Annotated in this window: 7 protein-coding genes and 1 pseudogene; 3 read left to right on the forward strand and 5 right to left on the reverse strand. The window is 72.0% G+C overall.

The features are described 5' to 3' along the window. Positions 1 to 57: 57 nt before the first annotated feature. On the reverse strand, positions 58 to 285 hold the full coding sequence (locus tag ACWGH4_RS27565; RefSeq protein ID WP_189473966.1) for a hypothetical protein: 228 nt from the start codon (positions 283 to 285) through the stop codon (positions 58 to 60). 58 nt (positions 286 to 343) lie between these two features. Between ACWGH4_RS27565 and map the strand changes: the two genes are divergently transcribed. Together map and ACWGH4_RS27575 are read left to right on the forward strand one after the other, a co-directional pair. Further along, positions 344 to 1,201 carry a type I methionyl aminopeptidase gene (map, locus tag ACWGH4_RS27570; RefSeq protein ID WP_453465716.1) on the forward strand — a complete coding sequence of 286 codons (858 nt, stop codon included), beginning with the start codon at positions 344 to 346 and terminating at the stop codon, positions 1,199 to 1,201. 135 nt (positions 1,202 to 1,336) lie between these two features. Next, a complete protein-coding gene (locus ACWGH4_RS27575) occupies positions 1,337 to 1,999 on the forward strand; it encodes a biliverdin-producing heme oxygenase (protein WP_441262705.1) in 663 nt (220 codons plus the stop codon). Positions 2,000 to 2,141: 142 nt separating this feature from the next. On the opposite strand, the pseudogene ACWGH4_RS27580 reads toward ACWGH4_RS27575, so the two are convergent. Then, positions 2,142 to 2,813: pseudogene (locus ACWGH4_RS27580) on the reverse strand (PhzF family phenazine biosynthesis protein); the annotation flags it as partial. 202 nt (positions 2,814 to 3,015) lie between these two features. Between ACWGH4_RS27580 and ACWGH4_RS27585 the strand changes: the two are divergent. Next, a complete protein-coding gene (locus ACWGH4_RS27585) occupies positions 3,016 to 4,011 on the forward strand; it encodes a hypothetical protein (protein ID WP_453465718.1) in 996 nt (331 codons plus the stop codon). Between the two features lie 265 nt (positions 4,012 to 4,276). Here ACWGH4_RS27585 and ACWGH4_RS27590 read toward each other — a convergent pair whose 3' ends face one another. From ACWGH4_RS27590 to ACWGH4_RS27600, 3 genes are all read right to left on the reverse strand, one after another. Then, complete coding sequence (locus ACWGH4_RS27590; RefSeq protein ID WP_453465720.1) at positions 4,277 to 5,035, reverse strand: bifunctional DNA primase/polymerase; 759 nt, start codon at positions 5,033 to 5,035, stop codon at positions 4,277 to 4,279. Positions 5,036 to 5,158: 123 nt separating this feature from the next. Next, a complete protein-coding gene (locus tag ACWGH4_RS27595) occupies positions 5,159 to 5,776 on the reverse strand; it encodes a TetR/AcrR family transcriptional regulator (RefSeq protein WP_453465722.1) in 618 nt (205 codons plus the stop codon). 39 nt (positions 5,777 to 5,815) lie between these two features. Continuing rightward, positions 5,816 to 6,826, reverse strand: coding sequence for a small ribosomal subunit Rsm22 family protein (locus tag ACWGH4_RS27600; protein ID WP_453465724.1), 1,011 nt, complete (start codon positions 6,824 to 6,826; stop codon positions 5,816 to 5,818). Positions 6,827 to 7,064 lie beyond the last annotated feature (238 nt).

The following is a 7,064-nucleotide window of genomic DNA, read 5'->3' on the forward strand; positions in this document are numbered from 1 at the left end:
CATCGATACAGCGGGAAGGGGCGGGGAGGGGAACAGCCTCGCGCAGCGGCCACCGCCCTAGTCGTCGGACGGCCGGGCCGCCCCGTCGTGCCAGCGGGGGTCGTTCTCCCATTCGAGATTCCGTTCCCGCGCCGTCTCCATCGCCTGCGTCGCCTCCACGCGGGAGGCGTACGGGCCGAAGCGGTCCTTCGCGGGGCACTCGGGGCCTTCCTCGACCTTCTTGTGCTGGAGGCAGTAGTACCACTCGCCCGGCTTGCCCACCGTGCGCTTCTTGAACAGGGCCATCGTCGGCTCCTTCCTCTGAGGCCATGCTGCCCCAGCGGGCCTGGTTAGACTCGCTGCCATGTCTGGCCAGTCGCTGCTCGTACCAGGGGAGCTCTCTCCCACCCGATCCGTACCCGGCAACATCCGGCGTCCCGAGTATGTCGGGAAACCCGCGCCGACCCCGTACTCCGGGTCGGAGGTCCAGGACGCGGACACCATCGAGCGGATGCGTATCGCGGGCCGCATCGCCGCGCAGGCGATGGAGGAGGCCGCCAAGCACATCGCCCCGGGGGTGACCACCGACGAACTGGACCGGGTCGCGCACGAGTACATGTGCGACCACGGCGCCTACCCGTCGACGCTCGGCTACCGCGGCTTCCCGAAGTCGCTGTGCGCCTCGATCAACGAGGTCATCTGCCACGGCATCCCGGACTCCACGGTGCTGCGGGACGGCGACATCGTGAACCTGGACGTCACGGCGTACATCAACGGTGTGCACGGCGACAACAACGCCACCTACCTCTGCGGTGACGTCGACGAGGAGTCCCGGCTGCTCGTCGAGCGCACCCGGGAGTCGCTGAACCGCGCGATCAAGGCGGTCCGGCCGGGCCGCCAGGTCAATGTCATCGGCCGGGTGATCGAGTCGTACGCCAAGCGCTTCGGTTACGGCGTCGTCCGCGACTTCACGGGGCACGGCATCAACTCGTCGTTCCACTCCGGGCTGATCATCCCGCACTACGACGCGGCGCACGCGACCACCGTGATCCAGCCGGGCATGACGTTCACCATCGAGCCGATGCTCACGCTGGGGACGCACGAGTACGACATGTGGGACGACGGCTGGACGGTCGTGACGAAGGACCGCAAGCGCACCGCGCAGTTCGAACACACGCTGGTGGTGACGGACACCGGGGCGGAAATTCTTACGTTGCCGTGACGCCCGAGGTGGGTAACGTCTTTACCGACAGGTCGTCGGGAACACGTTGACTTAGGTAAGCCTAAGTAGCAGGATCGGTGGTGGCAACAGCCACTGGCGCTCGTTCCCGACCTCTTCGGTCCCTGGAGGCCCGCCTTGGAAGCAACCGGCACGCCCTTCTCGACGCAGATCCGTCTCGCTTCGCACGAGCGCCACACGACCGTGCAGATGTCGTCCTTCATGGACGACCTGCTCGGCGGCCGGCTGAGTGTCGAGGCGTACGCGCGCTACACCGAGGAGCTGTGGTTCGTCTACCGGGCACTGGAAGGCGCGGCCGAGACGTTGAAGGACGACCCGGTCGCGGGCCCCTTCATCCGGCCCGAGCTGATGCGCACCGCGGAGTTGGAGCGCGACCTGGGGCATCTGCGGGGCGCGGACGTCCGGCCGGAGGAGCTCGTACCGCTGGCGTCGACGGCCGCCTACGCGGCCCGGATCGAGGAGTGCGCGCGGACCTGGCCCGCGGGTTATGTGGCGCACCACTACACCCGTTATCTCGGCGACCTCTCCGGCGGCCAGGTGCTGCGCGACGTGGCGGAGAAGACGTGGGGCTTCGACCGGAAGGGCGACGGCGTCCGGTTCTACGTCTTCGAGCAGATCGCCAACCCAGCGGCGTTCAAGCGCGGTTACCGCGAACTGCTGGACGCGGTCCGGGCCGACGACCTGGAGAAGCAGCGCATGATCGAGGAGTGCCGCGTCGCGTTCGACCACAACGTGGCCATCCTCCGAGACCTCGAGCGGGAGTTCCCGCTCAGCGCGTGACCTCCGGCATGGTCACCGCGTGCGGCAGCCGGGCCCGTTCGCTGCGCTGAAGGGTCATCCGCGTGGCGGGAGCGGTCGGGCGCCCCTCGGCGGGCAGGGGCGTGGGCGCGGGGCCGGCCGTGGGCACGGACAGCGGAGCGGGTGCCGCGAGGCGTACGCGTCCGCCGATCTCCACGATGCCGTCAGGGCCGGGGGCGGTGAGGATCTGCGATCCCCGGCCCTGAGTGATGTTCAGCGCCCGTCCGAGCCGGTCGGTCAGCAGCAGCGCCGCCGCGCCCGTGGCCTCGTCCTCCACGGCGAGGTCGCCGCGCGGCCCGAACGCGCGCGCCCTCACCCGGCCCGCCGCCTCGTCCTCCCAGGCCCACGCGTACAGCCTGCCCTCGCCGGGCGGCGGCACGGGCAGCGCGTCGACCTCGGCGGGTGACGTGTACTGCTCGAGCCGTCGCGGCGGCGCCCATTCGGCACGGGCCGTGATCCAGGTGAACTCGCCGTCGTCGCGCACCCATACCTCGCCCGCCGGCGGGCGTACGGCCTGGAGGTCCAGCAGCCAGGCGACGCCGACGAGGGGGTGCCCGGCGAAGGTCAGGCGCTGCGCGGGCGTGTAGATGTCGACGGCGCCGCGCTCCGGGTCGTCCACGAACACCGTCTCGCTGAAGCCCAGTTGGGCGGCGAGCGCCTGCCGGGACCCGCGGTCCGGGTGGCGACGGGCATCACGCACCACGCCGAGGGCGTTTCCGTGCCGCCCGTCACCGCCACAGAAGACGTGGAGGACGTCGAGAACCTCGGGTACGCCGAGCGCGTCGAGTTCGTTCACGCAGGCATTCAAGCATCCCCGTTCGCCAACGGGCGGTCCCACGGCGGCGGACGGCGAGGACCGGGGCGTGTTCGGCCTCCGGCCGGCCCGGCCGTCGGCGAGGTCACGGTGTGGGCGCTGATTCCGGTCCCGGCGTCCGGCCTGTCACGGGCCCCGGTAGGGTTCGGACGGTCCATGGGGGTCGAGGAGCAGAAGGCAACCGATGAGAAGGCTGGGTCGGGCGGCGACGGGTCTCGCGGCGACGGCGGTACTGTCCCTGACGGCGAGCGCGTGCGTGACGGTGCACGGGGAACTGGAAGTCGTCCCTTCGGCGACGAAGGACGAGGCGGCGAAGGCTCTCGCGGCGTTCACGGAGGCGTACAACAAGGCCGACAAGGCCTATGACCCGGCGTTGGACGCGGCTCATGTCACCGGTGCGCTCGGCGCGATCAACCAGGCCGGCCTCAAGGCCCGTCAGGTCAACTTCCCGGGCGGCAACCCGAATCATGTGCCGCTGGAGCTGACCGACGCGAAGTTCACCATCCCCAAGAAGGCCGGCTGGCCGCGCTGGTTCGTCGCGGACACCGACTCCAACCGCGACCGGGACGACAGCGCGGCGGACAACCGCTGGGTCCTCGTCTTCGTGCGCGCGGGCGCGGACGAAGGATGGAAGGCCGCCTACCTGACGATCATGCTCCCCCAGCAGATCCCGGCCTTCCGGACGGACAAGGACGGTTACGCGGAGCCCGTCGCCCCGGACAGCGCGGCGACGGCGGTCGCGCCCCGCAACCTGAGCGAGGAGTACGCCTCGTACATGCAGAACGGGAAGCCGGACCACTTCAAGCCCGGCCCCCACACCTCCGCCTGGCGCGAGGACCGCAAGAAGAACGCGAACGTGCCGGGCGTGAACACCCAGTACCTCGACCAGCCGCTGGACACCGGCGCCTTCGGGCCCCTGGGGCTGATGACGCGCGACGGCGACGCCTTCGTCTTCTTCTCGGTGCGCAACTTCGAACGCCAGACGGCCGCGAAGGGCGTGCGGCTGAAGGTGGTGCCGGACGTCAAGGCACTGCTGACCGGCGAGGTGAAAACCACGATCACCAAGGAGCGGGTGTCCAGCCAGGTGGTCCTCGTCCCGCCGGGCAACGGTGGCGAGCCCGGCCAGGCGGTGGACGTGGTGGGCCGTCTGACGGGGCTGACCGCGGCGAAGGGCTCGTAACGGGACTCGCCGTTCAAGGGCGGGTGGCCGCCGGGACTCGCCGTTCAAGGACGGGTGCGCCGGAACTCAGTGTCTGCCGGCTCGCGGGCGTGCCGCTCACGCCGGACGGTGGCCGGGGGCGACCGGGCCTACCGCTCACGCGAGACGGTGGCCGGGGCTCGCGCCGGGCGTACCGGTCCGTATGCCGGTGGCCGTCTAGCGGACGGGTCCGAGGTGCGGCGCGGCACGCCGGGCCGCGACCCGGGCGCGAAACCGCGGACGGAGCTCAGCGGCCGAGGGGCCAGGCTGCCGCGTGGTGGTCGATGTCCTCGTTCTCGCCCGCGTATTTCGCGCAGGCGTCCGTCAGCGTCTCCAGCAGGGTCAGCGGGTCCGGCAGCGGATGCTCCGGGCCGCGGACCCAGGCGACCGAAAGGTCACCGTCGCCGGGGAGACGGGCGGGCGGTACGAGGACGTAGCTGCCGCGGCAGTGCCAGCGCAGGCCGGGGTGCTCGTCCATTGTCTCCGGGTGGCAGTCCAGTGCGCAGGGCCACCATTCGTCCTCGTCCTCCGGGGTGCCCCGGGTGGCGGTGAAGAACAGCATCCGGTCCTCGCCGACCTCGGCGACCGGGCCGACGTCGATGCCCCGCTCGAGCAGCCGGGCGAGCGCACCCCGGCCGGCCTCCAGGGGGACGTCGAGCACGTCGTGGACCATGCCGGTGGCGGTGATGAAGTTCGCCTCCGGCTGGCCCTGCGCCCAGCGCTGGATCTGTGCCTTGTCGGTCGTGGACTGGGTCTGCCAGGCGAACGAGACCGGATGGGTGGCCGGTGTCGGACAGCCGATGCGCTCACAGGAGCAGCGGTAGCCGATCGGGTGGGCGGCGGGCGCGAGCGGCAGTCCGGCGGCGGCGGCGGCCAGCAGCAGGTCCTCGCGCTGCGAGTCCTCCGCGTCGGTGTTCCCGCTGCGGCGGCGCAGCCACTGCGCCAGCCTGTTCTCCCGGGAAGGCCTGCCCTCCGTGCCGCGGTAGCGGCCGATACCGTCGCCCATCTATCCCCTCACACCTCACGCTCGCCCCACGCGGACCCTGCCATGGTCCCACCATCCTGCTCCCCGGGTGGCCACAGTCCTCAACCGGGGTGGGGCACGTCGTCATCCCGGGGGCGCACGGGATCAGTCGCGGGGCGCGAGACCGTTCACGGCACAGTCCACGATCTGGTCGGCGTACTCGTGCGTGAGGGGCAGGGTGCGCAGCAGCCAGCGGTGGGCGAGCGGCCCGGTGAAGAGTTCGAGGGCGACGCGCAGATCGATCCCGGACCGCACCTGGCCCGCCTCCTGCGCGGCGCGCAGCCGTGTGACGTAGAGCTGGAGCTGCGGCTCGAGCAGCCTTTCGACGAACTGGGCGCCGACCTCCGCGTTGACCACGCCCTCTGCGGTGAGCGCGCGGGCGGGGGCGTCGTAGACGGGGGTGTTCATCTCGTCGACGGTGGCGCGCAGGACCGTGCGGAGGTCTGCCTCGATGTCCCCGGTGTCGGGAATCTCATAGCCGCCGGGCCCGGCCGCCTCCGCCGCCCGGTCCGCCATGCCGAGGAACGCCTCGAGGAGCACGGCCGCCTTCGAGGGCCACCAGCGGTAGATCGTCTGCTTGCCGACGCCTGCGCGGGCGGCGATGCCTTCGATGGTGGTCTTCGGGTAGCCGATCTCACCCACGAGGGCGAGGGCCGCGTCGTAGATCGCGCGCCGGGAGCGTTCGCTGCGGCGGGCGGAGTCGGGTGCCTTCATCTCGCTCATGGCAGCCAATCTAGCAACGATGAACCGAGACGTCTCGTCTCACTCTGGTGTGCGGGGCGGCCAGGCGTCGCCCCATTCGGCGTCCCTGGCGTCCTTGTAGAGCGCGCCGTGGCGCTTGGTCACCGTGTCTCGGCGCAGCCCGTCGTCCTTGGTGCAGAGGTCGAGCAGCACCATGCCCTTGCGGATCTGCGGCTTGCGGGTGACCCGGGCGGTCGCCGGCTCCACGGGGAAGCGAGTGGCGGCCACGTAGCTGAACTTCTCGTCCTCGTACGCCAGCGAACCGCCCTTCACCTGACGGTGCAGCGACGAACGGGAGACGCGGGCGGCGAAGTGGCACCAGTCGGAGCCCGGCTCTATGGGGCAGGCAGCGCTGTGGGGGCAGGGGGCGGCGATGTGCATCCCGGCGGCGATCAGGGTGTCGCGGGCCTCGATGATCCGCTCGTAACCGTCGGGGGTGCCTGGCTCGACGATCACGACGGCGCCTGCGCCGGCCGCGCGCGCGGACTCCGCGACGACGGCGGCACGGGCGGCGGGATCGAGCTCGTTGAGGACGTACGACACCGTGACGAGATCAATGCTCTCGATACGGAGCGCCGAGCTGATCCGCGAGCGCTGCCAGTGGGCGGCCTGGAGGGAGGGCACCTGCGAGGCGCGGGCCAGCTCCCGGCCGAGCGCGAGCGCGGGCTCGGCCCAGTCAAGAACCGTCGTGCTCGGCGCCGCCTCCTCCCACGCGTCGGCGACCGCCCAGCTCGCGGCGCCGGTCCCGCCGCCGATGTCGGCGTGCGTGCCCGGCACCCAGCCGGGCGCAGCGGCCCGCAGCGCGTCGAGCGCGGCCCGCACCGCCTCGAAGGTGGCGGGCATCCGGTACGCGGCGTAGGCGACGACGTCACTCCGGTCCCGCAGGATGGGCGAACCGGTGGGGGTGTCCCCCCGATAGTTCACGATCAGCCGCTCGACGGCCTGCGCGGCCTGCGTGGGCGGCAGCCCGTCCAGCAGCCCGGCGAGGGCGCTGCGCAGGGTCTCGGCGGTGGGGGCGGGGGCGGCGTTCACCGGAAGAGTCTACGCGGGGCGGGCGGCCCGCCCGACGTCCTTGCGGGCGGGACCGCCGGGCCCTGGCGGACGGGGGCCGCCTTGCGGGCGGGACCGCCGGGCCCTGGCGGGCGGGGCCGCTGCGCGGGGCCGTTTCCCCACCCCGCCCCTTCCCGAAACCGGGGGCTCTGCGCCCGGACCCCCGCGCCTCAAACTCCCCCTACGGCCTGGCGGCCGTGGGAGGTGCCCCCAGCGGGGC

This window comes from Streptomyces sp. NPDC054847 (genome assembly GCF_053610925.1).

What these genes read in the sequence shown, in the direction of transcription:
- ACWGH4_RS27595 (WP_453465722.1), bottom strand. Translation starts at nt 5,776, where the DNA reads ATGAGCGAGATGAAGGCACCCGACTCCGCCCGCCGCAGCGAACGCTCC.
- ACWGH4_RS27590 (WP_453465720.1), bottom strand. Translation starts at nt 5,035, where the DNA reads ATGGGCGACGGTATCGGCCGCTACCGCGGCACGGAGGGCAGGCCTTCC.
- map (WP_453465716.1), top strand. Translation starts at nt 344, where the DNA reads ATGTCTGGCCAGTCGCTGCTCGTACCAGGGGAGCTCTCTCCCACCCGA.
- ACWGH4_RS27565 (WP_189473966.1), bottom strand. Translation starts at nt 285, where the DNA reads ATGGCCCTGTTCAAGAAGCGCACGGTGGGCAAGCCGGGCGAGTGGTAC.
- ACWGH4_RS27585 (WP_453465718.1), top strand. Translation starts at nt 3,016, where the DNA reads ATGAGAAGGCTGGGTCGGGCGGCGACGGGTCTCGCGGCGACGGCGGTA.